This is a genomic window from uncultured Winogradskyella sp., from assembly GCF_947495255.1.
In the GTDB taxonomy this organism is placed as follows: Bacteria; Bacteroidota; Bacteroidia; order Flavobacteriales; family Flavobacteriaceae; genus Winogradskyella.
Genome location: NZ_CANLYI010000013.1, coordinates 23,336 through 48,682, shown reverse-complemented (window position 1 = coordinate 48,682; position 25,347 = coordinate 23,336). Strand labels below are relative to the sequence as shown.

Genomic DNA, 25,347 nt, shown 5'->3' with positions numbered 1-25,347 from the left:
ATAGTTTTTTGTATTATTAATTTGAATATTAACCTATAGTCAAATAAAATACCAAGTCTTAAAATGTGACAAAGTGACACAAGTACTATGCATGCATAACGAATATAATTTCTAATAAAAATATATCGCTTCTTAAATATTAAATTGCAGTACTAAAAAATAGCTATGTATAATTCAAAAATAATTGGTTTAGGTAAGTATGTGCCTGATAATGTGGTGACAAATGACGATTTGTCTAAGTTGATGGATACTAATGATGAGTGGATACAAGAACGTACCGGAATAAAAGAACGTCGTTGGGTAGAAAAAGGAAGTGGTGAAACAACTGCTTCAATGGGAGTTGAAGCTGCAAAAATAGCCATTGAACGTTCTGGTTTAGATAAAGATGATATTGATTTTATAGTATTTGCTACATTGAGTCCCGATATGTATTTCCCTGGTCCAGGAGTACAAGTACAGCATGCATTAGATATAAAAACGGTTGGAGCGTTAGATGTACGTAATCAATGTTCTGGTTTTATATATGCCATGTCTGTCGCAGATAATTTTATAAAAACTGGAATGTATAAAAACATCCTCGTAATTGGTAGTGAATTACATTCTCACGGAATGGATGTTACCACTCGAGGAAGAGGTGTAACTGTAATTTTTGGTGATGGAGCTGGTGCAGCTGTGTTAACCAGAGAAGAAGATAATTCTAAAGGTGTTTTGTCTACACATTTACATTCGCAAGGTGAGCACGCAGAAGAATTAGTGCTAATTGCACCAGGAATGGGTAAACGTTGGGTAAATGATATTTTAGCTGACAACGATCCAAATGATGTGAGTTATTATCCACATATGAATGGTCAGTTTGTATTTAAAAATGCCGTTGTTCGTTTTAGTGAAGTAATCATGGAAGGTTTAACGAAAAACAACCTGCAGGTTGATGATATTGATATGTTAATTCCTCATCAAGCCAATTTGCGTATTTCTCAGTTTATACAACGTAAGTTTAAGTTAAGTGACGACCAAGTTTTTAATAATATACAGAAATATGGAAACACAACCGCAGCATCTATACCTATTGCTTTAACTGAAGCTTGGGAACAAGGTAAAATAAAAGAAGGTGATACAGTTGTATTAGCCGCTTTTGGTAGTGGTTTTACTTGGGGAAGTGTTATTATGAAGTGGTAATTAACTTTAAGTTTTAAAATAAAAAAAAGCCCATACAAAACATTGTATGGGCTTTTTAACCATTAACCAAACTTAACTAATCATATATAAACCCTAATGTTTATAATTACTATGATTAAAACCTACTATTATATAGACGTTGTAATTTTAGATTTATTATATCACAAAGATTATTTAACGCGTATTTAACAAAAACCCGAAAATTACGTTTCGGGTTTTCTTAATTTAATAGTTAAGCACTAACACTAACCATCAACATTTATGTTAACTATTAAATATTTGTTTAAAACATGCCACCACCTTCTTTAACATCATTATCTCTTCTTTTACGAGATTTGGCGCTGTATTTTCCACCACCAAAACGGTAAGATAAACTTGTGGATATTTGCTGACTTTCCCAATTAAATTGGCCTTGTTGAGCATAGGGTCTTTCGCCATCAAACTCAGCATACATGGTATTAAAAATATCATTGTAACTTAGACTAAAGTTTGCTCTGCCTTCCATAAAATTATAACGCATACCTAAGTTTACCATAAGCATATCGTTCATTTCAAATTGAATGTTTTTGTTTTTTGAACGGTACATTCCAAATGCTGAAAAACTAAGGCTTTTACTCACTTTAAAATTGTTAAAAGCTCTGGCACTCCAAGCTACATTATCAACTTCAACGGTATTTAAAACAATCTCGTCATTGGTATCAAAAGATTCAGCTAAACTTTTTTGTGTTTGTGAATATAAATCGAAACTAGCATTAACGCTCCACCACTTTGTGGGTCTGTAACTAGACGATAATTCTATACCATAAGATGAGGTATTGTCAAAGTTTAAATTGGTAAAAATTAAACGGTTGGTATCTGTTCTATCTATTAAAATGGCTTGCTGAATTTCGTCTTCAATAATTCTGTAAAAAACACCAGCAGTGATACTTCCTTTTTCAAGTTGTCTTGTGTAATTTGTTTCAACAGAATTTGTGAATTGTGGACGTAATTCTTGATTTCCAAATTCAGAAATCAATGGAGTACTCCAATTTGGTAAAGGGTTAACTTGCCCAATTCCTGGTCTGTCAATTCTTCTGCTATAACTAAATTGATACGAGTTTTTTTCTGAAGGTGAATATGTTACAAATGCCGAAGGGTATAATTCGAAATAATCATTTTCAAAATTAATATTTAATTCTTCATTTGAATCTAAGAATTTTTTAAAGGCATTAGAATCTACAGTCACAGTTTCTGCTCTTAAACCAACTTGGTAACTCCATTTTTCCATCTTTTTACCATACGTAGCGTACGCAGAATAAATATCTCTTGTATAATCGAAATTTGTGGTTGTTGGAATGTATTCGTCGTCGTCATTCTGTTCTCTTGCATCAGACTCGTAAAAAATATTGGTGTCAAAAAAACGTGCTTGTAGACCTAATTCTAATTTTACAGATTCAGATAATGGGTTTACATAATCTAAATTAAGCGTTGTACTGTTTCTATCTGTGTCTGTGTCTTCAATAAAATTGGGACGTTGAGAAGTGAAAAATATGTTGTTATTATATCCAGAACCTTCATAAATATTATGGTCAACTTCTAACTCTATATTATGACCTTCTTTATTAAAGTCGCGCTTATAATTAAAGTTATATTGTTGCGAATCATTTTCATTTATGCCGCTTAAATATTGCGATTCATTTAATGATGCATCATTTAAATAGGCAATACTAGAGTTGACATCAGTTTCTCCGTTAAAGATATTCTGGTTGGTAAATAACGAAATAGTGTTTTTATCATTTAAGTAATAATCAAGTCCTATTTTAAATAAATGAGATTTGTTATCATTAAGGATGTCAAAATTTTGTGTGATGTCTTGTTCAGTTCTATTTATGTAACCATAGTTAGCATTTCTGCTGATGTTATTGCCGTAAGAACCGTAAACGTTCACTTTTCCATTTCGATAATTCGCATCTATAGAGCTGTTAAATTTGGCTTCAATATCATGCGCTAAGCCAACAGTAATGTTACCATTAAAACCAATTTTCGTGTTTTTATGAAGTACAATATTGATGATGCCACTCATGCCTTCAGGATTATATTTTGCCGAAGGATTTGTGATTAATTCAACACTCTTTATAGAGTTAGATGGAATTTGTTTTAGTAATTGTTCTGCAGGAATATTAGATAATTTTCCATCAACCATTACTCTAACATTTTGATTACCACGTAAACTGATTGAACCTGTTTGTTGGTCTACACTAACAGATGGTAAATTATTCATTAGCTCACTTGCAGTTGCTCCTGCAGTTTGTAAATCTTTCCCAATAGTAATCACTTTACGATCTACTTTTTGTTGTATTGTAGATACATCTGCAACAATAGTAACTTCGTCTAAACCTGTAGATTCTTCTTTAAGTTTAATGTCACCAAGATTAACTTTGTAATTTCCTTTACCTAAAGTGACGTTTTTATCTATAGTTTTAAAACCTACAAATTGAATAGAAACTGTAATAGATCCTTCTGGTATGTTTTTAATTTCAAACGTTCCGTCGTCATTAGTAATTCCGCCTGTAATTATTTTTTTAGCAGTATCTTTTATTACGATATTTACGTAAGGTAAGGGTTCGTTTAGTTGCGCATCGATAACGCGTCCTGATACAGAACCGTTTTTAATGTCGTCGTTAGAATTGGGTTGGGCTAGTGCCGTTAAAGATAAAATTAGCGCACAGAAAAGCGTGATTGATTTCATTTTTGATTGATTTTTTTTGATTGATTTGATAGTTTGTTATTGTATAGACGACTAACTTTACCTTATGTTACTGAATTATTTTACGTTAACACCATTTTAACATTATGAACAAAAAGACACTTGTAATTGGAGCTTCGTTAAAAGATGATCGTTACTCAAATATTGCTATAAAACGAATAAGAAGTTATAATCACGACGTAAAAGCGTTTGGTTTAAAACCAGGTAGGGTTAATGATGTAACGATTGATACAGAATTAATTGACTACGATGCTATTGATACAGTGACGCTTTATTTAAACCCAAAGCGACAAGAAGACTATTATGACTATATAATTAGCTTAAAACCAAAGCGTGTTATTTTTAATCCAGGAACAGAAAATCCTGAATTCTACAAGTTGTTAAAGGAAAATAGTATTGAATTTGAAGTGGCTTGTACTTTGGTGCTATTAGCAACAAATCAGTATTAAGATTTCTTTTTAATTAGAAGTAATCCAAGGAACATTAAGAGTCCGTTAATAATTAAGATTTCGAACCCAATTTCGTAGCCATTAAATAGTTCTTTAGAGTACATATTTAAAATGTAAGAAAGAATAGGAGCTACAATGGCAATAATCCAAACTAGCTTGTCTTTAATTTGTGCTTTAGTGATAAGTCCAAAAGCAAACAAGCCTAATAAAGGTCCGTAAGTATAGCCAGCAGCTTTAAATAGTTCCCAAATTACAGAAACATCTTTAAAGATTAAATCGAATAATAAAATCACGAGAACGAGTAGAATACTAAAGCCAATATGAACTCGTTTTCTAAGGCCCTTTCTTCGCGTTTCTGGTTTGTTTTCAATATCTATAATATCGAAACAAAAAGAAGTTGTTAAAGAGGTTAATGCAGAATCTGCACTAGAGTATGCTGCCGCAATTAATCCTAGTAAAAAGAATGCTGAGGTTACAATACCAATTTCAGGAAGCATTGCTATAGATGGGAATAAATCATCTTTAGAAGCAGTAATACCATTAGTCTCTGCATATTGAGTGAGCATTAATCCAAGTACTAAGAATAGGATATTCACAAAAATTAGAACAACACTAAAGGTCACCATATTTTTTTGAGCATCCTTTAAATTACGACATGTTAGATTTTTTTGCATCATGTCTTGGTCTAAACCTGTCATGGTAATAGTTATGAAGATTCCAGATAAAAAGCTTTTCCAGAAATATTGTGAATTATTTCCGTCTTCAAAAAAGAATACTTTACTAAGATTGCTTTCTTTAGTGTAAGTAATTAAATCACTAATACTGTTTAAATCTAAAGCTGATGCTAAAAATATAATGGCTACAACCACAGAGATCAACATAAATAATGTTTGCAATGTATCTGTAAAAATGATGGTTTTAATACCGCCTTTAAAAGTGTAGAGCCAAATTAAAGCAATGGTAATCATTACTGTTATGGCAAACGGAATATCAAATAGGTCAAAAACTAAAAGTTGTAAAACTTTAGCTACTAAAAACAAGCGGAAAGCAGCACCAACAGTTCTAGAAATAAGAAAAGCTATAGATCCCGTTTTGTAACTCACAATACCAAAACGATCTTTTAAATATGTATAAATTGAGGTAAGGTTTAACTTATAGTAAAGCGGTAATAATACAAAGGAGATAATGAGATAACCAAAAAAGTAACCAAAAACAACTTGTAGGTAACCAAATTGTTTAGCTTCTACAGCACCAGGAACAGAAATAAAAGTTACACCAGATAAAGAAGCACCAATCATTCCAAAGGCTACTAAGTACCATGGTGCTGATTTATTAGCCTTAAAAAATGCGGCATTAGAATCTTCTTTTCCTGTAAAATAAGAAATCAATACAAGCAATCCGAAGTAACTTGCAATGAGAATTAGTATAGAAGTTGGTGTCATGTTATAAGCTTCAATTGCGTGAATTATTTTTGAAAAGTAGTACATTTGGAAAAAACGAGTGCTTTAAAAAAGAATTATTTATGAAAAAATATACTTACCTATTTGTATTTTCTATGTTTTGTTTTGGCTTATCTGCTCAAGATTTTAAACAACTTATTGCTGAGGGTTCTCATACTGTAGCAGAAATAGTTTCGGTTGCTGAAAGTCATTTTGATTCAGTGGGTAGAGAGCGAGGAACAGGCTATAAACCTTTTAGACGTTGGCAATATTTTGCAGAACGAGCAATGGATGAAACAGGTTTATTAAAGTCTTCTGAATTCTACTACAATGAATTAAATAATTTAAATGCTGACATAAATAATGAAGGTTTTGCGGCAAGAACAGTTGTTGGTACGTGGGAAGAAATGGGACCAACGTATTGGAATGCGACTTCAGGTTATAATCCAGGAGTAGGTAGAATTACCTCCATTTCAATTGATGATACAAATCTAAATCATATTATAGCTGGTAGTGAAACTGGTGGTGTTTGGAAAAGTTTAGATGGAGGAACAACATGGACCGTTTTAACTGATAATTTAGCTAATATAGACGTCAATGCACTTGCTATAGACCCAAATAATAGTTCAAATTATTTTTGGGGCTCTACAAATGGTTCAATATTTAAATCTACGGATAGTGGTTCTACATGGTCATTGCATAGTAATGTCTCTGGAGGTACAGTCAATAAAATATTAATTCACCCTACAGATGCTCAAATTATGTATTGTAGTTCTGAAGGTAATGGCATTTATAAATCTACAGATGGTGGTTTAAATTGGAACTCTATCTACTTTGCAGGTGTAAATAATGGATATGACATAGAATTTAAACCTGGTGATCCAAGCGTGGTATATGCTTCAGGAACAGATTTTTATAAATCAATTAATAGTGGTTCTAGTTTTTCTAAAATTTCAGGAGTGACTCCAAATGGATTTTCAACAGGACCAAAAATGATTGGAGTGTCATTAAATAACCCATCGGTAGTTTATGTTTTAGAAGCTGCTAATGGAATTTTTGGTGCCATATATAAATCAACAGATAGTGGAAGCAGTTTTACTAAATTAACACACGATGATAGAAATTATTTCGGATATGATACTGCAGGAATTGATGATAGAGGGCAAGCACCGAGAGATATGGATATTGCAGTGAACCCTAATGATGCAAACGACGTACATATTGCAGGTATAAATACTTGGAGGTCTATAGATGGAGGTGATACATTTAGTGTTACATCACAATGGACACCAGATAGTGCTAATAATCAAAATATTGGTTATTGCCATGCAGATGTAGATATTTTAGAATTTGTTGGCACTGGTACTAATGCTAAATTATTTGTAGGTACAGATGGCGGAATTTATAAAGCAGAAAACCCTACAATTGTTAATAGTAGTTACTATACAGATTTAACAGCTGGTTTGGGAATAAGACAATTTTATAAAATTGGTGTTAGTCAGACAAATCCAGTCGTCGTAACTGGTGGTTCTCAAGATAACGGTTCGTCTGCATTATTATCTGATGGAAATTGGATTGATTGGTTTGGTGCAGATGGTATGGAAGGTTTTGTAGATAAGAATGATGCTGATATTTTTTACGGAACGTCGCAGTTTGGTTCGTTTGTAAAATACACAAATTGGAGTTGGGTAAGTGGTGTTTCTTATTTAAGCCAGCCAGACGATAAAGGTGGAGATTCATCTTGGAATTGGGTTGTGCCTTTTGAGCAAGACCCAATTACACCTAATGTAATATATTGTGCTTTTGATGAGGTATATAAATCTATTGATGGTGGCTCAAATTGGGAGTCAATATCTCAAAATTTTTCTAATGATATAGATCATCTCAAAATAGCACCAACGGATAATAATAAAATTTATATTGCTATAAATGGATCATTTCGATATACTACTGATGGCGGAATTACTTGGTCGCAATCTACATTAAACCTATCAGGAGGTCAAATTAATAGTATTGCCGTGCATCCAACAGATTCTAATAAGGTTGCCATAGCAACTACCAATAGCGATAAGGTTTATGTGAGTGCTGATAATGGTTCTTCTTTTACAGCAATCGGTTGGGATTTACCAAGTTTCTCTGCTCAGGCTTTAACTTGGCAAGACAATGGCAAAGACGGTTTATATTTAGGTATGAATTATGGTGTGTATTACACGGATAACACTTTAGGTAATTCTTGGTCTTTATTTAATAATGGACTGCCAAATGTTAGAATTAATGAGCTCGAAATTAATACTGCAGATAGTAAACTATATGCAGCAACATATGGAAGAGGTTTATGGAGATCAAGTCTTTACGATGAAGCCTTAAGTGTTACTAATTTTGAATTAGATGATTTGAAGTTATATCCAAATCCGGCAACAAATGAACTGAATTTAGAATGGAATATAGCCGATGCTGTTACAGTTAGAGTTTTTAATACCTTAGGTAAATTGATGTTTTATTCTAAAAATGTAAATTTATCTAGTACTTATAAAATTGATTCTTCATCTTTTGAATCAGGTGTTTATTTTATGAAATTAAATAGCTATAAGGGAGAAATTACAAAAAAACTTATCATAAAATAGAACAATTAATCGATGTGAAAGTCCAATTGTAAAGCCCTTACAGTTGGACTTTTTTGTTTATAAAAATCAGTATCTTCGCAATTATGGAATTTTCATCTAAACTCTTAGAAAACGCAGTAAACGAAATGGCGCAGTTACCAGGTATTGGCAAGCGTACAGCATTGCGTTTAGTGCTGCATTTATTGCGTCAGCCAGAAAGTCAAACGTTTCAATTAGCAAATGCATTATCTAAAGTAAGAGCAGAAATTAACTTTTGTAAATCTTGCCATAATATTAGTGATAAAGCACTTTGTGAAATATGCGAAAACCCTAATAGAAATAGCGAGTTAATTTGTGTAGTTGAAGATATTAGAGACGTTATGGCTGTAGAAAATACAAGTTCGTTTAAAGGACTATATCATGTGTTGGGCGGGAAAATTTCACCAATGGATGGTATTGGTCCTCAAGATTTAAATATTTCGTCCTTAGTAGAAAAAGTAAAATCTGGAAAAGTTAAAGAACTCATTTTTGCCATGAGTCCAACAATGGAAGGCGATACTACCAATTTTTATATTTTTAGACAAATACAAGATTATAACGTTTCAACATCAACCATTGCAAGAGGTGTTGCAGCAGGTAATGAATTAGAATATACAGACGAAATTACCTTAGGTCGCAGTATTATTGATCGTGTTCCTTTTGAAGCTTCACTTAAATCATAAAATTATTTGAAGCTATCTGTTATCATATTAAACTATAATGTATGCTACTTTTTAGAATTATGTATAAAAAGTGTAGAAGCTGCTATTTCTAATATTGAAGCAGAAATTATTGTAATAGATAACAATTCTTCAGATGATAGTTGTGCTATGGTTAAGCAATTATTTCCTTCAGTTAGATTAATTGAAAACAATGAAAATTCAGGGTTTTCAAAAGGAAATAATATTGGTGTTGCTCAAGCAAAAGGAGAGTACTTGTGTATTTTAAATCCAGATACGGTAGTTGCAGAAGATACTTTTGTAAAGCTTCTTAAATTTTCAGATTCTAAAACTAATCTTGGTATTATAGGTTGTCAGCTTATTGATGGTAAAGGTAAATTCCTCCCAGAAAGTAAACGGAATGTACCAACACCTAAAGTATCTTTAAAAAAAGTACTTGGTCATACTAAGGGTTACTATGCCAATCATATTAAAACAGAAAATACTGGTAAAGTAGATATTCTTGTTGGTGCATTTATGTGGTTAAAAAAAGAAGTTTATGATATTGTTGGTGGTTTTGATGAAGCCTATTTTATGTATGGAGAGGATATTGATTTATCTTATAAAATAGTAAAAGCAGGTTTTGATAATTACTATTTCGGAGAAACTTCAGTAATTCACTTTAAAGGTGAAAGTACATTGAAAGATGCTAAATATGCACAGCGTTTTTATGGTGCGATGCAGATTTTTTACAAAAAACATTTTAAACAGAACATTGTTTTCAATGCTGTCGTTTGGATTGGGATTAAATTAGCTCAATTCTTAAGCAAAACACCAGAAAAAGTTGAAACGGTTCCACAAAGGACAGTGATTTACACTAAAAGTTTAGAACAATCTTTAGAAGCGCAATTGCCAAAGCCATCTCAAATTGTCGAATCAATTCAAGATAAAGTTGAGAGCAGTAGTATGTTGGTTTATGATTTTAATCTGCTAATAGCCAGTGATGTAATCAGTGATATGAAACTGAAATCAAAACAAGAAAATATAGTTTTTAGATTTCTACCAAAAAGCAGTAAATTTATCCTCGGAAGTGATAGTGCTATAAATAGAGGTGAAGTGCTACATTTTTAGGTTGTAAAAATGAATAAAAATCAGTTAATCATCTGTTTTTTTATTAATTTTGCAAATAATTACAAAATAAAGACCTTCAAATTAAAAATATGTCAAAGTTTGAACTTAAGTTACCTAAAATGGGAGAAAGTGTTGCGGAAGCAACAATAACCTCATGGCTTAAAGAAGTTGGAGATACAATTGAAGCTGATGAAGCCGTATTAGAAATTGCTACTGATAAAGTAGATAGTGAAGTCCCTAGTGAAGTTGATGGTGTTTTAGTTGAAAGGCTATTCAATGTTGATGATGTTGTACAAGTAGGACAAACTATTGCAATTATTGAAACCGAAGGTGGTGGAACAGTAGAAGTAACTGCAGCTGCACCAGAACCGCTTGCTTCAACAGAAGCTCCTAAAGCAGTTGCTGAGGTTGCACAAACTGTTGTTGCTGCAAAAGCATCAACAGAACCGCTTGCTTCAACAGAAGATCGGTTCTATTCTCCACTAGTTAAAAATATAGCAAAGAAAGAAGGGATTTCGCAATCAGAATTAGATTCTATTGTTGGTTCTGGTAAAGATAGTCGTGTTACTAAAAACGATATTAAAGCTTATTTAGATTCTCGTAGTTCTGCTACGGTTGCTGCAGCTATTGTAGAACCAGAGGCAACACCAAAAGCTGAATCAGTAGTTAATTCAACTAATAATGTAAATACTCAGAATAGCGCTAGCACAGCTGAAGCTCTAAAAGAAAAAGCAACACCTGTAGCGGAAAAACCAAAAGCTGAAAAACCAGCGGAGAAACCTACAGAAAAACCAATTGTAGTTTCAGATGGTGATGAGATTATTGAAATGACCAGAATGGGGAAACTCATTTCAAAATATATGGTAGACTCTGTACAAACCTCTGCACACGTGCAATCGTTTATAGAAGCAGATGTTACCACAATATGGAACTGGAGAAAAAAGGTTAAAGACAACTTTATGAAACGTGAAGGTGAAAATTTAACTTTTACACCAATCTTTATGGAGGCTATAACTAAGGCTTTAAAAGAATTTCCGATGATGAATATTTCTGTTCAAGGCGATAAAATAATTAAAAAGAAAGCCATTAATGTTGGTATGGCAGCAGCTTTACCAGATGGTAATTTAATTGTACCTGTAATTAAAAATGCAGATCAATTAAATTTATTCGGAATGGTGAAACGTGTGAATGATTTAGCTAATAGAGCGCGTTTAGGGAAGTTGGACCCAGATGATATTCAAGGAGGAACTTACACTGTAACCAACGTTGGTACGTTTGGTAGCATTATGGGAACACCAATTATTAATCAACCACAAGTTGGTATTTTAGCGTTAGGTGCTATTAGAAAAACACCTGCAGTTATTGAGGGGCCACAAGGAGATTATATAGGTATTCGTTATAAAATGTATTTATCACACTCTTATGATCATCGTGTTGTCAATGGAGCACTTGGTGGACAGTTTGTAAAAGCAGTTAAAGATTATTTAGAAGCTTGGGATTTTGATCGCGAGATTTAATCCGTTCTATTATTCAGAGCATATAAATTATATTAAACAAAAAAAAGCACAGTTTTAAAACTGTGCTTTTTTTTTAAAATAGTATCTAATATGTTGTTAGAAAAAAGTTTACGATATTTTTAAGGCTTCACATCTTCTACAAAACCTTCCCATCGACGCATGTAAGTAATAAATGTTTCACTTAAGCCTTCTCTTTTTAAATAATCTTCAGATACAGGATTCTCAATAGGACTGAAATCAGGATTTTCAATAACACGTTTAGGAAAATCATGGTGTAAAATTCCAGAACGACCAATAGTAACAAAATCAACGCCTAGGTCTAATACTTTTTGGACGTCGTTACCAGTTCTTATATTGCCGGCAACAGTTAGTTTTACATTTTTAAAATCGAGTTTTAAAATATGTTCTAATAGATTCAGTTCACTTTCAAGATATTCTTCTGGTAACTTAAAGCAATCCCAAAGCGAGATGTCTAAGAAGTCGATTTGGTTAGAGTCAATAAGCTGCTGTGATATAATTTTTATCTCAGATAATTTCATTCCGAATTTCTCTGGAGATAATCGTACACCTAATAAAAAATTTTCACCACAATGTTTTCTAATAGCATCAACAATTTCAAACAAAAGTCTAGAGCGGTTTTCAAGTGAACCTCCATAATTATCAGTTCTTTTATTTATTTCAGAACTCAAAAATTGAGTTAAAATATAACCATGTGCTCCATGTACTTCAACACCATCATAGCCGCATTGTTTTGCTCTTATGGCTGCATTGATGAAATCATCCTTTAATTGATGGACTTCTTCTAAAGTCAAAGCTCTGGCATTATGTTTTTCACTATCGGAAGGACAAACAGCTTTCTGTCCAATAACCTCCTTTGGGGAACGCATGCCAGCATGATGCAATTGAATCACAGCGACGCTGCCATAAGATTTAATAGCGTCAGCCAACTTTTTGTGACCGTACTTATGGTCATCAGAAAATATACCTAATTGTCCCGAAAACCCTTTTCCAATTTCTTGGACATGAGATGCGCAAGTCATAACCAAACCAAAATCACTTTTGGCTCGCATAGTCAACCAATGGAATTCTTCATTAGAAAGCTGTCCGTTTTCATAACTTTGTCTATTTGTGAGTGGCGCTAACATAAAACGATTTTTTAATTTTGTACCGCAATTAAATGTAACGTGGTCTTCAGGTTTGTTTTTCATAAAGTGTTCTAAATCTATTTACATAGCTAATTTCGGTCATTTATTTTTTAAACTCAAATTAGAGGAAAAATTAACGCAATTATTTTAATCTCCATACCTTTGTTAAAAATCACGAACAATGCAACTCAATCTCTCAAAACCCATCTGTTTTTTCGATTTAGAAACTACAGGAATCAATATATCAAAAGATAGAATCGTAGAAATTTCAATCTTAAAAGTCTATCCTGATGGCAAAGAAGAAGCCAAAACTTGGGTTGTGAATCCTGAAATGCCAATTCCTGCAGAGGTTACGGCTATTCATGGAATTTCAGATGCTGATGTAGTTGGTAAGCCAACCTTTAAAGAATTATCTAAAGAGATTTATAATATGATTAAGGATTCCGATTTAGGAGGATTTAATTCTAATCGTTTCGATATTCCTCTATTAGCTGAAGAAATGCTTCGTGCAGAAGTAGATTTTGATATGAAAAATACGCAATCTGTAGATGTGCAAACTATTTTTCATAAAATGGAACAACGTACGTTAGTTGCAGCTTATAAGTTTTATTGCGACAAGAGTTTAGAAGATGCGCACAGTGCAGAAGCAGACACAAAGGCAACTTATGAGGTTCTAAAAGCACAATTAGATCGCTACGAGGATTTAGAAAATGACACTAAGTTTTTGGCAGAATTTAGCTCGCGTAAAAAATTCGCGGATTTTGCAGGCTTCTTAATATTCAACAAAGAAGGTGAGGAATGTTTTTCTTTTGGAAAGCATAAAGGAAAACGTGTATTAGATGTATTAGATAAAGAACCTGGTTACTTTGGTTGGTTGCTAAATGCTGATTTTCCACTTTACACTAAAAAAGTATTGACAGCAATTAAATTAAGACAATTTAATAATAAGCTAAGTTAATAGTCCAAATAACCGAATAAATTGAGCATGAAATTAATCTGTATCGGTCGTAATTACACAGACCACATTAAAGAATTAGAAAACGAAAAACCAACAGATCCTGTTATCTTTTTAAAGCCTGACACATCGATTTTATTAAAGAAACAACCGTTTTTTATTCCTGATTTTTCAGATGAGGTACATCATGAAGTTGAGGTATTAGTAAAGATTAATAAAGTAGGGAAGTATATAGATAAGAAATTTGCGCATAAATATTATGACCAAATAGGGCTTGGTATAGATTTTACTGCGAGAGACCTTCAGGCGCAATTAAAATCAAAAGGATTACCATGGGAAAAAGCAAAGGCCTTTGATGGTGCAGCTGTTGTAGGTAAATGGTTGCCAAAGACCAAATTTCAGAATATAAACAGCATTAATTTCAGTTTAAAAAAGAATGAAGAAGTCGTTCAAACAGGTAATACTGAACTAATGCTGTGGAAAATTGACGAAATTATAGAATATGTGTCAAAATATTTCACTTTAAAAATTGGAGATATTATCTTTACAGGCACACCTGCAGGAGTTGGTAAGGTTTTTGCAGAAGATCGATTAATAGGATATCTTGAAGACGAGGAAATGTTTTCAATAAAAATTAAATAAATGTCACAACATTATAAGTTAGATAGAGTAAGAGAAATGGCTGAAAATGACGAAGATTTCGTTTTAGCGATAGCAGCCGCTTTTTTAGAAGAAGTACCAGAAGATGCTGAGCGTTTAAGAACGGCAGTACCAGCAAAAGATTACAAAGAAGTTTACCAAGCGGCTCATAAAATGAAACCAACAATAGATTTATTTGAACTTGGTGTTTTAGACACCTTGATTGAAGTACAAGATTGGGGAAAGTTTGAGCAAGGAGACAAAAATGTTGACGAGCAACTTATAGCTGTGTTAACAGCTGTAGATAATGCGGTAAATGAGATTAAATCCGATTTCGGACTATAAATGCAAGCCGAAATTATCACCATTGGCGATGAAATTCTCATTGGTCAAATTGTAGATACAAATTCTGCATATATAGGTAAGGAATTCAATAAATATGGGATTTCAATTTATCAGATTACATCTATTCAAGATGAAAAATCTCATATTCTTCAGGCTTTAAAAGAAGCCGAAGCAAATGCTGATATCATAATCATAACTGGTGGTTTAGGACCAACTAAAGATGATATTACTAAGCATACCATTTGCGAGTACTTTAACGATACACTAGTTGAGGACAAAGCTGTTTTAGCTAATGTAGAGCAAATATTTTCTAAATGGAGTTCTGCGCCACTTTTAGAGGTTAACAAACAACAAGCATTAGTGCCATCTAAAGCTAGCGTTTTAATGAACCATAATGGTACAGCTCCAGGCATGTGGTTAGAGAAAAACGGAAAAGTATTTGTGTCGCTACCAGGTGTACCTTATGAAATGAAGGCTTTAATTTCAGAACAAGTCATTCCTAAATTAAGAGAGCAATTTAACTTTCCTTATATAATGCACAAAACCATTTTAACTTATGGTAAAGGGGAAAGTGCATTAGCAGAAGATATTTCAAAATGGGAAGAGGATTTACCTAATTTTATAAAATTAGCCTATTTACCAAGTTTAGGTCGTGTGCGTTTGCGATTATCAGGAAAGTCTTTAGATAAAAAAGTACTTGAAGATGAAATTAAGAAGCAAGTCAATTTACTCTTACCGCAAATCGAAGATATTTTTGTGGGATTTGAGGAAGATGAATCTATTGAATCTATAATAGGAAAGCGATTAACCAAATTAGGAAAAACATTAGCTATAGCAGAAAGTTGTACAGGTGGTCGAATTGCAGAATCATTTACGGCAAATGCAGGAGCTTCAGCTTATTTTGAAGGAAGTGTTGTGACGTATGCGACAGCATCTAAAGTTAAAGTTTTGGGGTTGTCTGAAGAGGTTATAAATAAACATTCTGTGGTGAGTAAAGAAGTCGCAGAAGCCATGGCAAAGAGTGTAAGAGCATTATTTAATACCGATTATGCTTTAAGTACTACAGGTAATGCAGGGCCAGCAAAAGGAGATTCGGATGCAGAAGTTGGAACTGTTTGGATTGCTATCGCTACAAAAGACAAGGTGTTTTCGAAAGTTTTTGACTTTGGAAACCTCCGAGAAAAAGTGATTGGGAGAGCCGCAAACAAGGCTTTTGAGATGCTTCTAAAAGAAATTTAAAAAAAGTATATATTTATTTTTGCTAAACCTCAAAGTTTTATTAAATTTGCACCCTGTTTAAAATATCTATGTTTGGATATTAGATTCTTAATACTAATGTTTATAGGAAATTCCTTTAAAAATTAAGAAAGATTAAGAGTTGACAGAAAAACAATAATACACCTAAAGAAAGAAAACAATGTCAAGAGTTTGTGAACTTACTGGGAAAAAAGCGATGGTTGGAAACAATGTTTCTCACGCTATGAATAGAACAAAACGTAGATTTGATGCAAATTTAATCAAAAAACGTTTTTACATTCCTGAAGAAGATAAGTGGGTAACATTAAAAGTTTCTACATCAGCATTAAAGACTATCAATAAAATTGGTATCGAAGCGATGTTAAAAGAAGCTAGAGCAAAAGGATTTTACAAATAATAGCGTTTATTTAACGCTTAAGTCAATTTACAATGGCAAAAAGAGGAAATAGAATACAAGTTATCTTAGAGTGCACAGAGCACAAAACGTCTGGTCAACCAGGAACATCAAGATACATTACAACAAAGAATAAGAAGAATACGCCAGATCGTATGGAGATTAAGAAATTTAATCCTATCCTTAAGCGTATGACAGTTCATAAAGAGATAAAATAAGAAAACATGGCAAAGAAATCAGTAGCGTCTTTACAGACAGGATCAAAGCGTTTGACAAAAGCGATAAAAATGGTTAAATCACCAAAAACTGGAGCTTACATGTTTGTAGAATCAGTAATGGCACCAGAGTTTGTCAATGACTTTTTAAACAAAAAATAATCTTTATTTACATATAGATTTACTAAACTGCTTTCTTATGAAAGCAGTTTTTTTATGGCTATATTTGAACAGTTATGACAACTTAGCAGTAATTCATTAAGGGCAAGGTTGTTGCTTTTGGTTTTGACAGTATGCTTAACTAACTAAGTCATAAAAAAGTTTAAAGACATTTAAACTTTAACTTTTAAACTAAAATAAATGAGTTTTTTTAAAAAAATATTCTCTTCAGACAAGAAAGAAACCCTAGATAAAGGTTTAGAGAAATCTAAGTCGTCTTTTTTCAATAAATTAAATAAAGCAGTAGCCGGAAAGTCTAAAGTTGATGATGACGTTTTAGATAATCTTGAAGAAATCTTAGTTACAAGTGATGTTGGTGTAGACACTACATTAAAAGTAATCACCAGAATTGAAGAGCGTGTTGCAAAAGATAAGTATTTAGGAACTTCAGAACTTAATAAAATTCTAAGAGAAGAAATTGCAGCCTTATTGTCAGAAACTAAATCTGGCGAAGAGACAGAATATACTATTCCAGAATTACCAAAACAAGCGGATGGTTCTAAAACACCTTATGTACTTATGGTCGTGGGAGTAAATGGTGTTGGTAAAACAACCACTATTGGTAAATTAGCCTATCAGTTTAAAAAGCAAGGTTTGAAAGTCGTACTTGGTGCTGCAGATACCTTTAGAGCTGCTGCAATAGATCAATTACAAGTTTGGGCAGATCGCGTAGACGTACCAATGATTAGACAAGAAATGGGTTCTGATCCTGCATCAGTGGCGTTTGATGCTTTGCAATCTGGAGTTAACCAAGATGCAGATATTATTATTATTGATACAGCAGGTCGTTTACATAATAAGATTAACTTAATGAATGAGTTAACAAAAGTAAAACGAGTAATGCAAAAAGTGGTTGCGGATGCACCTCACGATGTGCTTTTGGTTTTAGATGGCTCAACAGGTCAAAATGCCTTTGAACAAGCTAAACAATTTACAGCTGCAACAGAAGTAACTTCTTTAGCAGTAACTAAATTAGATGGTACGGCAAAAGGTGGTGTAGTAATTGGTATTAGTGATCAATTTCAAATACCTGTAAAGTATATAGGCGTAGGTGAAGGTATTGAAGACTTACAAGTATTTAATAAATATGAATTTGTAGATTCTTTCTTTAAATAATAAATTCCTGTGAAAACACGAATCTCATTAGCATGAGTGAACCTTTCGATTTCAAAAACATTAAAAATTTAAAGCCGATTACGATAATCACATTATTGTATTCGGCTTTAATGTTTATTAAATATGCAGAAATTTTTACGCTTTTTTTTCATGAACCAAAAAGCCCACTACTACCCAAATTATTAAATGATTATGCCGCTTTTCCTTCATACATCATTGTACCTTTTTTTTCAATCATTATTATTTTATGTATTCATTGTTTAAAAGCTAAATATTATAATTTTAAAATAGTTTATACCTTATTTGGACTTGTACTATTATTTTATATTTTTCAATTTCAAATCCATCAATGGATTATGAGTTTTAATCCTTATGGTTAACTAACTGTTTATTATCTTTTTAAAGAGAAATGCCCTCTATAGTTTCTGCCACTGGCTCTAGTTACAACAAACCAATAATCTGATGTTGGTAGTTTGTTTCCGCCATAAGTACCGTCCCAAACTGAATTGGCGTCTAGCGTTTTTAAGAGTTTACCGTATCTGTTATAAATTTTAACCATTAACGTTGGTTCAGATAATGCATCTTTTATATACCAAGTGTCGTTTGTGCCATCACCATTTGGTGTAAAAAACTTAGGGTAATTTAAAAGGTAAACAACTTCTTGAATAATACCACATCCATTTTTATCTCTCACATAAACTGTGTATTCTCCTGAACTTAAACCATTAAAGCTATTGCTGTCTTGGTAGTTTAAATCATCTATTGAATATTCATAATTACCTAGACTTAAATCCGATAAATAGATTGTGATAGAATTATCATTATCCGTCCAATCTTCAATTTCAATATTAGAAATAATAGCAGAATTAGATATTATTACTTCAAATTCATTTGTAGAAGTACAGGCATAAGTCCCATAATCTTCAGTTACAGAAACCCAATAGGTTCCAAGATTTTCGCTTGTTATAGTAATGGTCTGTGAGGTTTCTCCTGTTGACCATAAATAATCATTAAATCCATATCCAGCATCAATTACTACAGAATTATAACCTTCACAAATGCTAACATAATCATCAATTGGAATAGTAGGAGATGTTTCTAAATTAATTGAAATTTCAGCAATTTGATAGCAATTATCAGAGGAATCTATTCTAGTGAAAATGGTATTAGAATCTATAGTCCATTCAAAATTGGTAGGTGTAAGAATTAAACCGTCTTCGGAATAATTTTCGGCATCGGTTTGTGATGTAAAATAACTAAATATACAATCGTTGCAGTTTGTTATTTCTGGCTCAAAGGCCGTTAAGTCAATAATTTCAATATTGTCATTATTGGTATCACATGCAATAGTAGAGATATTATTTACAATAAGAGTTGGAGAAACAATACTCACAGAAACAGCAAAAATCTCATCGCTTTCGCAGCCACTAATGGTTTCTTTTTTCGCATAATACGTTGCTCCATCAATTAAGTTAGTTGTATTAGGCAATATAGTTCCATTACTTTCTGCATCATACCAAATTGCCATTGCGTTCACTTCAATATCGCTTATCGTAGGATTTTGAGTTGTGCAAAACAATTGTTCGGATTCTCCAGTTAAAGCTTCTGGTGTTTCAAATACTTCCACAAATATTTCTTCTGAAGTTATACGACAAGATGAAGAATTTATATTACTACCATTCGCTGCAGTAATGCGATAATAAAATATTCCGGCTGTGCTGGTGTCAGTATATGTATAATATAATGATGTTGCGCCTGCGATATCTATCCAAGTTAATCCGAAATCACCTGAATATTGCCATTGATATTGTGGATTAGAATAGCCGTCTGAAATGGTTGTTTGAAAGGTGTAACTCACATTGTCGTTTTGACAAACACTAATACTATTAATTTCTTCGTCTTCAATTGAATTGCTAATAGTTGGACCACAAGGTCTAAAAGCAATATCATCTAACGCAATATCATTTCCTGGATGTGCACTTGGTGCAGAATTTAGCATAGTAATTACAACTTCAGTTTCAGCATCTAATGTAAAAAAGAAACCATATTGTTGCCAAACTCCAGATGAGGATTGTGCAATGTCTCCTGTGTTGTAGGAACCTAGAATATTACCTGAAGTATCACTTATTCTAAAGGTGACATCTGGATGGTATTCATCTGTACCTGCAGATGGATTCATTATGTTCATTAACCATGCGGAAAATTCAAATGTAGTATTAGCGCAGAGTCCAGTTACTGTTTTTGTATAGAAAACTCCTTCGTTTGCAAGTACAGCACTATTTATAACCATCATATAACCATTACTGTCACCTGTATGATCAGTTGTTGTATGCCATGCATTATCTTTTAAGCCACTTGTAGTGTTGGCTATGGTATATTCGCCTTCATCTAATGTGCCAGAAGCACTATACGTAAATGCTGTAATATCTGCACCTAAAGCAGCACCTCTATTTGTACCAGAACCAAAATTGATTTCAACGACAGGATCTCCTAAGCTGCCTTCACATAATTGTGAATAGGCTTGTGATGAAGTTAAAAAGAGAATAATAGAATAGAGGATGTGGTTTTTCTGCAAAGCTTTTTTTTTAATCTTAAAAACGAATAGTTAGGTGTTAACTATTCGTTTTTAGATGTGCTTTTCATAAAAAACTTGCGTAGTAAAGTTTAATAATTTAAAATTGGAAGCACTTAACCAATACAGAATCTTGGAAAACAAACAAGTAGAAGGCTCTTAAATAACCGTAATATCATTTAAATTCTAAAAAACAAAAAGCCTTTAGACAATTCTAAAGGCTTTTTTATACTTCGTATTATTTTTAATTTATTATGGTCCAGTAACTGTAATTGGACCTACCCAATCACTATAACCGTTAGTGCCGCAGTTAGCTCTAATATAAAAGTCATAAACTGCGTCTGTATACGTGTGATTTGTTAATTGAATTGGATTGTAACTTGTGTCTATTGTTGTCCCAGAACCTATAGGGTCTCCAGAACCAACTTTGTGTAATTGCCATGTGTTTTCACCATTCATAGAGTCCCAACTAAAAACTAATACGTCTGATCCTTGAGCAGTAGTATAAATCTGGTCTAAAGTAAAATTAATAGGGTCTAAACAGCTAGGATTTAAAGGGTCTTCCAAAGTGCTGTGAGTTACAGGACCTACCCAAGAACTATAACCACTTTCACCACAAGTATTACGTACATAAAAGTCGTAAGATGTATCAGAGTTTAAGCCACTTATTCTAGCATTACTAGGATATATTGTCTCATCATATGTTGTTATGGTTCCTGATCCTAATGTAAAACCCTCCGTACCATGTTGAATTTGTGAGCCATCAAAATCTCCATCAGACCATGCTAAGTCTATGTAATTATAACTTACAGAATTATTGTAGGGTTGTACATAAAGATTTCCAGGGTCATTACAATAAGGATTATAATTTAAGGTAACAAAGTTAAAAGGTGTTGACCAACTGCTGTATTCGTTAGACTCATTACAGAAAACTCGTGCATAAAAGGTGTATTGTGTTTGTTCCAAAAGATTTTCGATATGAACATAAGGTTCAGGTATCGTTAAAGTCGTTCCAGAGCCTTGTGTAAAACCAAATGGACCATACTCTATTTGAAACAAAGCAGAGTCTACTTCGTAACTCCAGCTAAATGTAGCTGTTGTGTTGGTGATGTTATTAACATCAAGGTTGGTAGGTTTAGGACAGCTTGAGCTGCCTGAATCATCACTACTCGAGCAGCCAAGTGCTAGGATAGAAATAGCTAAAAGTAAAATTAATTTTTTCATAGATTGATTTGATTTAAGGGTCACAAATATAAATATTATTAGGACAATTGCTTAAATCAATAAATCTAATTTACTAGGCTTGTAAAGAGGACTTAATCACTAGTTAAATTATTAATTTTTACCCAAAGCTCATTATCAAAGTTTGAGAGTGCAAAGTTTTCGTCTTCAGCAGACTGTCCCATTCTTATAATCACTAATTCTTTACTCGGAACCACATAAATTTTTTGGTCATTTTTACCTAAAGCAGCAAACATATCGTTTGGAGCATCTGGAATTAAATTTCCTGAGAATTCTATTTGACTTTGAGGTAGGTGATAAGAAGATTTTCCGTTTAACCACCACAAATAACCATAAGCTAAATTTACATTCTGGGACGTATTAGTCGCAGCTGTTAAATAGCTTTCGTTTAGAATTTGCTCATCTTCCCATTTGCCATTAGCGTAAGTCAATAAACCAAATCTTGCCATGCTTCTTGTATTACTCCAATAAACACTTAAATCACCAAGAGCAATCCAACTGCCATTCATACCAATTGGTGTTTTTAATTTAGCATCAAAATAGTTACTCCATGTTTGGTTGGTAGCTTCAGCGACAATATCTTGCATTTTAGCATAAACATTATGATAGGCCCAACGCGTACCTGCATCAGCAACATACTGTAAATTAGTGGGTGAAATATCATCACCAGTGGTATCATCTAGTCCAGAAGTCATGGTTAAAAGATGTTTACAGGTAATTAAATTCTCTTTATCTAATGCAGCACTAGTCCAACCTGTTCCTAAATAATCAGAAACTTTATTATTTATATCTATAAAACCTTCTTGTTCTGCGATTCCAGATGTGGCAGTGGTTAACGTTTTTCCAGCACTTGCCCAATACCATGTGGAGTTAGCGTCGTGTCCGTTCATATATTCTTCTACTACAATTTTACCATTATGCAGAATAATAAAACTTCTGGTGTTTTTTTCTTCTAAAAAATCTAAAAGAGGTTGCAGTTGATTTTCATTCCAGTTTAATTCTGAAATAGATTTTGTTTCCCAAGTATCAGAATCTAAAGGTGGAAAATAAATAGCTTCCGTTTGAGGTACGTCATCATCATTAGTGTCACTATCACTAGAACAAGATAAAATGGTGCAAAAACAGATAAAAAAGGAGAGTAATTGTAACGATTTCATGGTTAAGTTTTTATTTAAGACTGATAAATATACTAAAGGTTTAATTAACGTTGTATCTTTGCAAACTGATTTTATAGAACATGCGTACAAAAACTCTTAAGAAAAACAGAATCAACGTTATAACACTTGGCTGTAGTAAAAATGTTTACGATAGCGAAGTATTAATGGGACAGCTAAAAGCAAGTGGCAAAGATGTTGTACATGAGCAAGACGGTAACGTGGTTGTTATTAATACTTGTGGTTTTATCAATAATGCCAAGGAAGAAAGTGTGAATACCATTTTGGAATACATGCAGAAGAAGGAAGATGGTGAAGTTGATAAAGTTTTTGTAACAGGTTGTTTAAGTGAACGCTATAAGCCAGACTTGGAGAAAGAAATTCCTAATGTTGACCAATATTTTGGGACAACTGAATTACCAGGTTTGTTAAAAGCTTTAGGTGCAGATTATAAACATGAGTTAATTGGTGAGCGTCTAACTACGACGCCTAAAAATTACGCGTACCTAAAAATTGCAGAAGGTTGTGATAGACCATGTAGTTTTTGTGCTATTCCAATAATGAGAGGAAAACATAAAAGTACACCAATTGAAAATTTGGTTACTGAAGCTGAAAAACTGGCTGCAAATGGTGTAAAAGAATTAATTCTTATCGCACAAGATTTAACGTATTACGGTTTAGATATATACAAAAAACGAAACCTTGCTGAATTACTTGAAAACTTAGTTAAAGTTGAAGGTATAGAGTGGATTCGTTTGCATTATGCGTTCCCAACAGGTTTTCCGATGGATGTTTTAGACCTTATGAAACGTGAGCCTAAGATTTGTAACTATTTAGATATTCCTTTACAGCATATTTCTGATGATTTACTAAAATCTATGCGTCGTGGAACTACAAAAGCGAAGACGACAAAATTGATTAATGAATTTAGAGCAATTGTTCCCGAAATGACAATCAGAACAACGCTTATAGTTGGTTATCCTGGAGAAACAGAAGCACATTTTGAAGAACTTAAAAATTGGGTATCCGAAATGCGTTTTGAACGTTTAGGATGCTTTACATATTCTCACGAAGAGAACACACATGCTTACAATTTAGAAGACGATGTTCCTGAAGACGTGAAAATTCAACGTGCTAATGATATTATGGAAATTCAATCGCAAATTTCTTGGGAATTGAATCAAGCTAAAATAGGGCAGGAGTTTAAAGTTGTTATTGATCGTAAAGAAGGCAACTACTTTGTTGGTCGTACCGAATTTGATTCACCAGATGTTGATAACGAAGTTTTAATTGATGCTTCTAAGGTTTATTTAAAGACAGGAGAATTTGCTACAATTAAAGTTATTGAAGCAGAAGACTTCGACCTTTATGGCGAAGTCTTGTAAAGTGCTTTAATGTTTAATTTGATTGAATTAGATAATTAACAACGATCAGCAGGACCAAAAGTAAAGACTAATTCTTGCTCCATTTTTTCGCCTTTTGCATTTTCAGCAGGAATCCATTTACCTGGTATATTTTTTATTAACTCAATAAATTTTTCATCAATTGAAGGATATCCAGTAGTCATAGCATCATGCTTAACAGTTGTAACTTCGCCTTCTTTTGATATTACAAAGCTTATTTTAAGAGCAAAGATTTGATTGTTTATTACAGCAGTGATGTCAGAGATACTGTTATCCTTAAGATAATTAATTAAAGCCTCATTACCTTCTGCGTAAGTGGCTTGTTGGTCTGGTACAACGGTAATATGTGGACCAAAAAATTTGTCTTCAATAATACCTGTTTCCATATTCTTACCTCTAAATTCTGTTCTAATTGTAAAATGATTAAAGTAATCCATGGATTTTAATATCTCTAATTGTGCATCAGTGAGGTGGTCAGTGGTTCCGTAGGCTTGTATTTCAGATTGTTGATTGTCTTTTATAACAACTAGGTTAACTGATTTTATGCGTTCTATTTGTTGCTTTTCATCATCGTTAAGAAAGGTGTAAATGTCAGTAGCGCTTTGTATCTCAGATTTTTTAACGGCTGCAAATCTGGTATCTACACTATAAAATAAATCTTGAATCCCTTTAAGTTCGGGACCATATATATTTTGGCTTTCTAAAGCCAAGTCTTTATCAGTTGATGATACTGACGCAGTAACTTCGCTGCTGTTTAATTTTGTGCAACTAAAGCATACAACACAAAGCATGGCTAATGTTGTTCCGAAAATAGTAACACGGTTTTTCATGTGTTTATAGGTATTGTTTTCTTTGTGCACATGTTGTTTGTTATTAAACATTTCCGTTTGGTGATTACATTTTGAGTTTGCGCTTTTCATAATTATTTGTTT

General features: G+C 32.9%; 22 protein-coding genes. 15 read left to right on the top strand and 7 right to left on the bottom strand.

The features are described 5' to 3' along the window. Positions 1 to 165 precede the first annotated feature (165 nt). Positions 166 to 1,176 carry a 3-oxoacyl-ACP synthase III family protein gene (locus Q0807_RS17965; protein ID WP_299112482.1) on the top strand — a complete coding sequence of 337 codons (1,011 nt, stop codon included), beginning with the start codon at positions 166 to 168 and terminating at the stop codon, positions 1,174 to 1,176. A 283-nt stretch (positions 1,177 to 1,459) separates the two neighbouring features. Here Q0807_RS17965 and Q0807_RS17960 read toward each other — a convergent pair whose 3' ends face one another. Continuing rightward, complete coding sequence (locus Q0807_RS17960) at positions 1,460 to 3,904, bottom strand: outer membrane beta-barrel family protein (protein WP_299112480.1); 2,445 nt, start codon at positions 3,902 to 3,904, stop codon at positions 1,460 to 1,462. A 104-nt stretch (positions 3,905 to 4,008) separates the two neighbouring features. Between Q0807_RS17960 and Q0807_RS17955 the strand changes: the two genes are divergently transcribed. After that, a complete protein-coding gene (locus Q0807_RS17955) occupies positions 4,009 to 4,371 on the top strand; it encodes a CoA-binding protein (protein WP_299112477.1) in 363 nt (120 codons plus the stop codon). Here Q0807_RS17955 and Q0807_RS17950 read toward each other — a convergent pair. Continuing rightward, on the bottom strand, positions 4,368 to 5,813 hold the full coding sequence (locus tag Q0807_RS17950; protein WP_299112473.1) for a sodium:solute symporter: 1,446 nt from the start codon (positions 5,811 to 5,813) through the stop codon (positions 4,368 to 4,370). The two genes, Q0807_RS17955 and Q0807_RS17950, sit on opposite strands and share 4 nt — an antisense overlap. Before the next feature lie 80 nt (positions 5,814 to 5,893). Here Q0807_RS17950 and Q0807_RS17945 point away from each other — a divergent pair, with 80 nt between their 5' ends. From Q0807_RS17945 to Q0807_RS17930, 4 genes are all read left to right on the top strand, one after another. Next, positions 5,894 to 8,434 carry a T9SS type A sorting domain-containing protein gene (locus Q0807_RS17945; protein WP_299112471.1) on the top strand — a complete coding sequence of 847 codons (2,541 nt, stop codon included), beginning with the start codon at positions 5,894 to 5,896 and terminating at the stop codon, positions 8,432 to 8,434. 83 nt (positions 8,435 to 8,517) lie between these two features. Beyond that, positions 8,518 to 9,135, top strand: a complete 618-nt coding sequence (gene recR / locus Q0807_RS17940; protein ID WP_299112468.1) for a recombination mediator RecR — start codon at positions 8,518 to 8,520, stop codon at positions 9,133 to 9,135. A gap of 6 nt (positions 9,136 to 9,141) precedes the next feature. Beyond that, positions 9,142 to 10,242 (top strand): glycosyltransferase family 2 protein, encoded by a 1,101-nt coding sequence (locus tag Q0807_RS17935; protein WP_299112464.1) that lies wholly within the window; start codon positions 9,142 to 9,144, stop codon positions 10,240 to 10,242. 89 nt (positions 10,243 to 10,331) lie between these two features. Beyond that, entirely contained in the window at positions 10,332 to 11,759 is a 1,428-nt protein-coding gene (locus tag Q0807_RS17930) for a dihydrolipoamide acetyltransferase family protein (protein ID WP_299112461.1), read from the top strand. Positions 11,760 to 11,878: 119 nt separating this feature from the next. Here Q0807_RS17930 and Q0807_RS17925 read toward each other — a convergent pair whose 3' ends face one another. Next, positions 11,879 to 12,967, bottom strand: coding sequence for an NADH:flavin oxidoreductase (locus Q0807_RS17925; protein ID WP_299112458.1), 1,089 nt, complete (start codon positions 12,965 to 12,967; stop codon positions 11,879 to 11,881). A 118-nt stretch (positions 12,968 to 13,085) separates the two neighbouring features. On the opposite strand from Q0807_RS17925, the gene Q0807_RS17920 reads away from it, so the two are divergent. The 8 genes from Q0807_RS17920 to ftsY all read left to right on the top strand — a co-directional run bounded on the left by Q0807_RS17920 (position 13,086) and on the right by ftsY (position 18,044). After that, on the top strand, positions 13,086 to 13,862 hold the full coding sequence (locus Q0807_RS17920; protein ID WP_299112455.1) for a 3'-5' exonuclease: 777 nt from the start codon (positions 13,086 to 13,088) through the stop codon (positions 13,860 to 13,862). Positions 13,863 to 13,889: 27 nt separating this feature from the next. After that, positions 13,890 to 14,501, top strand: a complete 612-nt coding sequence (locus Q0807_RS17915; RefSeq protein ID WP_299112452.1) for a fumarylacetoacetate hydrolase family protein — start codon at positions 13,890 to 13,892, stop codon at positions 14,499 to 14,501. Continuing rightward, on the top strand, positions 14,502 to 14,843 hold the full coding sequence (locus Q0807_RS17910; protein WP_299112450.1) for an Hpt domain-containing protein: 342 nt from the start codon (positions 14,502 to 14,504) through the stop codon (positions 14,841 to 14,843). Next, on the top strand, positions 14,844 to 16,082 hold the full coding sequence (locus Q0807_RS17905) for a competence/damage-inducible protein A (RefSeq protein ID WP_299112448.1): 1,239 nt from the start codon (positions 14,844 to 14,846) through the stop codon (positions 16,080 to 16,082). A 178-nt stretch (positions 16,083 to 16,260) separates the two neighbouring features. After that, positions 16,261 to 16,497, top strand: a complete 237-nt coding sequence (gene rpmB, locus Q0807_RS17900; RefSeq protein ID WP_299112446.1) for a 50S ribosomal protein L28 — start codon at positions 16,261 to 16,263, stop codon at positions 16,495 to 16,497. Between the two features lie 32 nt (positions 16,498 to 16,529). After that, on the top strand, positions 16,530 to 16,712 hold the full coding sequence (gene rpmG, locus Q0807_RS17895) for a 50S ribosomal protein L33 (protein WP_020896723.1): 183 nt from the start codon (positions 16,530 to 16,532) through the stop codon (positions 16,710 to 16,712). A gap of 6 nt (positions 16,713 to 16,718) precedes the next feature. Further along, positions 16,719 to 16,871, top strand: a complete 153-nt coding sequence (locus Q0807_RS17890) for a DUF4295 domain-containing protein (RefSeq protein ID WP_008271041.1) — start codon at positions 16,719 to 16,721, stop codon at positions 16,869 to 16,871. 198 nt (positions 16,872 to 17,069) lie between these two features. Then, the gene (gene ftsY, locus Q0807_RS17885; RefSeq protein ID WP_299112438.1) at positions 17,070 to 18,044 is read left to right on the top strand and encodes a signal recognition particle-docking protein FtsY; all 975 of its coding nucleotides are present in this window, start codon (positions 17,070 to 17,072) and stop codon (positions 18,042 to 18,044) included. A 391-nt stretch (positions 18,045 to 18,435) separates the two neighbouring features. On the opposite strand, the gene Q0807_RS17880 is transcribed toward ftsY, so the two are convergent. From Q0807_RS17880 to Q0807_RS17870, 3 genes are all read right to left on the bottom strand, one after another. Then, positions 18,436 to 20,619, bottom strand: coding sequence for a T9SS type B sorting domain-containing protein (locus tag Q0807_RS17880; protein WP_299112436.1), 2,184 nt, complete (start codon positions 20,617 to 20,619; stop codon positions 18,436 to 18,438). A 249-nt stretch (positions 20,620 to 20,868) separates the two neighbouring features. Further along, the gene (locus tag Q0807_RS17875; protein ID WP_299112434.1) at positions 20,869 to 21,840 is read right to left on the bottom strand and encodes a fibronectin type III domain-containing protein; all 972 of its coding nucleotides are present in this window, start codon (positions 21,838 to 21,840) and stop codon (positions 20,869 to 20,871) included. Positions 21,841 to 21,932: 92 nt separating this feature from the next. Further along, entirely contained in the window at positions 21,933 to 23,015 is a 1,083-nt protein-coding gene (locus Q0807_RS17870; protein WP_299112432.1) for a serine hydrolase, read from the bottom strand. Positions 23,016 to 23,095: 80 nt separating this feature from the next. On the opposite strand from Q0807_RS17870, the gene rimO reads away from it, so the two are divergent. Further along, a complete protein-coding gene (gene rimO, locus Q0807_RS17865; protein ID WP_299112430.1) occupies positions 23,096 to 24,397 on the top strand; it encodes a 30S ribosomal protein S12 methylthiotransferase RimO in 1,302 nt (433 codons plus the stop codon). A 35-nt stretch (positions 24,398 to 24,432) separates the two neighbouring features. Here the strand turns inward: rimO and Q0807_RS17860 are convergent, their stop codons facing one another. Then, on the bottom strand, positions 24,433 to 25,335 hold the full coding sequence (locus Q0807_RS17860; protein WP_299112428.1) for a hypothetical protein: 903 nt from the start codon (positions 25,333 to 25,335) through the stop codon (positions 24,433 to 24,435). Between the last annotated feature and the right edge of the window lie 12 nt (positions 25,336 to 25,347).

Bases quoted from the DNA above. Each gene is read 5' to 3' on its own strand.
- Q0807_RS17870 (WP_299112432.1), bottom strand. From the start codon at position 23,015: ATGAAATCGTTACAATTACTCTCCTTTTTTATCTGTTTTTGCACCATT.
- Q0807_RS17955 (WP_299112477.1), top strand. From the start codon at position 4,009: ATGAACAAAAAGACACTTGTAATTGGAGCTTCGTTAAAAGATGATCGT.
- Q0807_RS17930 (WP_299112461.1), top strand. From the start codon at position 10,332: ATGTCAAAGTTTGAACTTAAGTTACCTAAAATGGGAGAAAGTGTTGCG.
- Q0807_RS17965 (WP_299112482.1), top strand. From the start codon at position 166: ATGTATAATTCAAAAATAATTGGTTTAGGTAAGTATGTGCCTGATAAT.
- Q0807_RS17915 (WP_299112452.1), top strand. From the start codon at position 13,890: ATGAAATTAATCTGTATCGGTCGTAATTACACAGACCACATTAAAGAA.
- recR (WP_299112468.1), top strand. From the start codon at position 8,518: ATGGAATTTTCATCTAAACTCTTAGAAAACGCAGTAAACGAAATGGCG.
- Q0807_RS17910 (WP_299112450.1), top strand. From the start codon at position 14,502: ATGTCACAACATTATAAGTTAGATAGAGTAAGAGAAATGGCTGAAAAT.
- ftsY (WP_299112438.1), top strand. From the start codon at position 17,070: ATGAGTTTTTTTAAAAAAATATTCTCTTCAGACAAGAAAGAAACCCTA.
- Q0807_RS17945 (WP_299112471.1), top strand. From the start codon at position 5,894: ATGAAAAAATATACTTACCTATTTGTATTTTCTATGTTTTGTTTTGGC.
- rpmB (WP_299112446.1), top strand. From the start codon at position 16,261: ATGTCAAGAGTTTGTGAACTTACTGGGAAAAAAGCGATGGTTGGAAAC.
- Q0807_RS17860 (WP_299112428.1), bottom strand. From the start codon at position 25,335: ATGAAAAGCGCAAACTCAAAATGTAATCACCAAACGGAAATGTTTAAT.
- Q0807_RS17925 (WP_299112458.1), bottom strand. From the start codon at position 12,967: ATGAAAAACAAACCTGAAGACCACGTTACATTTAATTGCGGTACAAAA.
- Q0807_RS17960 (WP_299112480.1), bottom strand. From the start codon at position 3,904: ATGAAATCAATCACGCTTTTCTGTGCGCTAATTTTATCTTTAACGGCA.
- Q0807_RS17905 (WP_299112448.1), top strand. From the start codon at position 14,844: ATGCAAGCCGAAATTATCACCATTGGCGATGAAATTCTCATTGGTCAA.
- Q0807_RS17890 (WP_008271041.1), top strand. From the start codon at position 16,719: ATGGCAAAGAAATCAGTAGCGTCTTTACAGACAGGATCAAAGCGTTTG.
- rimO (WP_299112430.1), top strand. From the start codon at position 23,096: ATGCGTACAAAAACTCTTAAGAAAAACAGAATCAACGTTATAACACTT.
- Q0807_RS17920 (WP_299112455.1), top strand. From the start codon at position 13,086: ATGCAACTCAATCTCTCAAAACCCATCTGTTTTTTCGATTTAGAAACT.
- rpmG (WP_020896723.1), top strand. From the start codon at position 16,530: ATGGCAAAAAGAGGAAATAGAATACAAGTTATCTTAGAGTGCACAGAG.
- Q0807_RS17950 (WP_299112473.1), bottom strand. From the start codon at position 5,813: ATGACACCAACTTCTATACTAATTCTCATTGCAAGTTACTTCGGATTG.
- Q0807_RS17875 (WP_299112434.1), bottom strand. From the start codon at position 21,840: ATGAAAAAATTAATTTTACTTTTAGCTATTTCTATCCTAGCACTTGGC.